The 1,858-nt window shown below is 61.8% G+C and carries 2 protein-coding genes and 1 pseudogene; 1 reads left to right on the top strand and 2 read right to left on the bottom strand.

Annotated features, from left to right (window positions below; all coding sequences use genetic code 11):
- Positions 1 to 105: helix-turn-helix domain-containing protein (locus tag HMPREF3115_RS32775; protein WP_141751697.1), on the bottom strand; the 105-nt coding region annotated here is incomplete at its 3' end.
- A gap of 94 nt (positions 106 to 199) precedes the next feature.
- Between HMPREF3115_RS32775 and HMPREF3115_RS24490 the strand changes: the two genes are divergently transcribed.
- Positions 200 to 1,267, top strand: a complete 1,068-nt coding sequence (locus tag HMPREF3115_RS24490) for an SDR family oxidoreductase (protein WP_006405050.1) — start codon at positions 200 to 202, stop codon at positions 1,265 to 1,267.
- Between the two features lie 231 nt (positions 1,268 to 1,498).
- On the opposite strand, the pseudogene HMPREF3115_RS32770 reads toward HMPREF3115_RS24490, so the two are convergent.
- Positions 1,499 to 1,858, bottom strand: a pseudogene (locus HMPREF3115_RS32770) (ShlB/FhaC/HecB family hemolysin secretion/activation protein); the annotation flags it as partial.

Below are 1,858 nucleotides of genomic sequence, written 5' to 3'. Positions count from 1 at the left end.
ATTCGTGAGGTTCAGCCGCTCGGCCGCAGCAGTGAAACCGCCCGCGTCGGCGACACAGACGAATGGAACAATGCCCTTCAGATGTTCGGTCGGGAAGCTCGCCATTGTTGAATCCAATTCCATTAAACCCCGAAATACTACCCAAGATGCGAATCCAGGTCTGAAGTACGCTTGTATCACTAACGAACGTGGAGTCACGATGAATCACCGAGCACTGATCGTCGGTGCCAGCGGCATTGTCGGGCGAGCCCTCGCGGAGCGTCTGCTGTCGACCGGCTGGACCGTTTATGGACTATCGCGCGGACGTACCGCGAGCGTGCCGGGGTGTCAGCCCGTTGTCGCGGATCTCACGTCGGCCGAATCCGTCGCGGCGGCGACGCAGAACATCGAAGTGAGCCATGTGTTTTTCACTGCATGGGCACGGCAGGCCACCGAAAAGGAGAACATTCGCGTGAACGGCGCGATGGTCCGCAACGTCCTCGATTCGCTGGGCCGACGCACGAAGCTCGAGCATGCGGCGCTGGTGACCGGGCTGAAGCACTATCTCGGCCCGTTCGAGGCCTACGCGTCGGGTGCCGTTCCCGATACGCCGTTTCGGGAATCGCAGGGACGGCAGCCGGTCGAGAATTTCTACTACGAGCAGGAAGACCGGCTCTTCGAAGCCGCGGCGCGCGACGGCTGCACGTGGAGCGTGCATCGCCCGCATACGGTCATCGGCTTCGCGCGCGGCAACGCGATGAACATGGGGCAGACGCTCGCCGTCTACGCGACGCTATGCCGTCATACCGGGCAGCCTTTCGTCTTTCCCGGGTCCGCTGCGCAGTGGAACGGCCTCACCGACATGACCGATGCACGCCTTCTTGCGCGGCATCTCGAATGGGCGTCGACAACCGACGCGGGGCGAAACGAAGATTTCAATGTCGTGAACGGCGACGTTTTCCGGTGGAAAACGATGTGGGGGCAACTGGCCGATTATTTCGGCATCGAAGTCGCACCATTCGACGGCATCGTGCGACCGCTCGAAGGTCGGATGCAGGACGCCGCGCATCAATGGCGCGATGTTGCCGCAAAGCACGACCTCGCGGAGCCCGACATCGATCGGCTCGCTTCGTGGTGGCACACCGACGCGGATCTTGGGCGCCCGATGGAAGTCGTGACCGACATGACCAAAAGCCGCAAGGCCGGGTTCCTCGATTACCAGGGTACGCCCGATGCATTCTTCGATCTTTTCGAGCGGCTGAAGGCAGAACGGCTCATTCCGGAATAAGGTGCACTGAACAGGCTGTTGTCCCGGGTGGTGGGACAGCCGAGTGTCGACCATACGTCGTGGCTCGAAGACTGCAATGGTGGCCGACCGCCGGCGCGAAAGGTGACGGGCGAGCGTGGCGCCGCACACCGCTCGGTCGCCCTCTTTCTCTCGACGCTAGTTGGCCTCGATGCTGCGCTATCGCGGCTGATCGAATTGCGCGTGGCCTGTCGATGCGTCGTCACTGTGCTCGCGATAGATCGGGCCGCCACCGGCCGCCAACATATCGTCCTGAGCACCCAATCCACCGGCGCCTTGACGATAAGCGAGTGAGCCATCGAACTGCGCGCCGTCGAAGTAGTGGCGACCGGTCAAGCCGAGTTCGACGATCGTGTTATTGCGGCGCTGCTGCGAGATCGCGGTGTCTTCGATACCGCTTTGTCCGAAACGGCGCGACAGGCGAACGTACGTACCGAACACATCATTCTGGCTGCGCGCAAGCATTCGGGCTAGCTTGAAATCGAGCGTCTTTGAATTGCCGCTCGCCACGAATGTCTGGTTCACGCCGGCGATCTGCTGATGGTAGGTGTTCGTGTACGCGGACAGCGTCGC

The organism is Burkholderia sp. HMSC10F09 (assembly GCF_001806955.1).
Taxonomy (GTDB): Bacteria; Pseudomonadota; Gammaproteobacteria; order Burkholderiales; family Burkholderiaceae; genus Burkholderia; species Burkholderia multivorans.
The sequence above is the reverse complement of the archived record's forward strand: the minus strand, read 5'-3'. Positions and strand labels throughout refer to the sequence as shown.